The 851-nt window shown below is 66.7% G+C and carries 1 protein-coding gene; it reads left to right on the top strand.

The annotated features are described in order from the left end of the window. Nucleotides 1-851, top strand: an 851-nt coding sequence (locus KQH55_RS16145) for a transketolase C-terminal domain-containing protein (RefSeq protein ID WP_304610945.1), incomplete at both ends; no start/stop codon positions are given.

Raw genomic sequence — 851 nt, forward strand, 5'->3', positions numbered from 1 at the left:
CAGTTCCTGCACGTGGTGACGAAAAAAGGCCAGGGCTACAAGCTGGCCGAGGCCGATCCGGTGCTGTACCACGGTCCGGGCAAGTTTAATCCGGATGAGGGCATCAAGCCTGGCGGCGCCGCTAAGAAAACCTACACCAAGGTCTTCGGCGAATGGCTGTGCGATGCGGCGGAACTGGACCCGCGGGTGGTGGGCATCACGCCGGCGATGCGCGAGGGCTCGGGGCTGGTGGAGTTCGAGCAGCGCTTCCCGCAACGCTATTTTGACGTGGGCATTGCCGAGCAGCACGCGGTGACCTTCGCCGGCGGGTTGGCGGCCGAAGGGTTGAAGCCGGTGGTGGCGATCTACTCGACGTTTCTGCAGCGCGGCTACGACCAGTTGATCCATGACGTGGCGTTGCAGAACCTGCCGGTGATGTTCGCGCTGGACCGCGCGGGGCTGGTGGGCGCGGACGGGGCCACGCATGCGGGCGCCTACGACATGGCGTACCTGCGCTGTATCCCGAACATGGTCGTAATGGCGCCGGCCGACGAGAACGAGTGCCGGCAGATGCTACACACGGGCTTGCAGCTTGACGGGCCGAGCGCGGTGCGCTATCCGCGGGGTACGGGGCCTGGAGTGGCTACGCAAAAGCGGCTGAGCGCAGTGCCAGTGGGCAAGGGGGAGATCCGACGGCAGTCGCATGCGCCGGCCGGCCACCGGGTGGCGATCCTGGCGTTCGGCTCGATGCTGACGCCGAGCCTGACGGCGGCGCAGGAGTTCGACGCGACGGTGGCGAACATGCGTTTTGTGAAGCCGCTGGACGAGGCGCTCGTGCGGCAGCTCGCCGACACGCATGAGCTACTCGTGAC

Origin of the sequence: Mycetohabitans sp. B3, from assembly GCF_021498065.1 — a bacterium.
GTDB lineage: Bacteria > Pseudomonadota > Gammaproteobacteria > Burkholderiales > Burkholderiaceae > Mycetohabitans.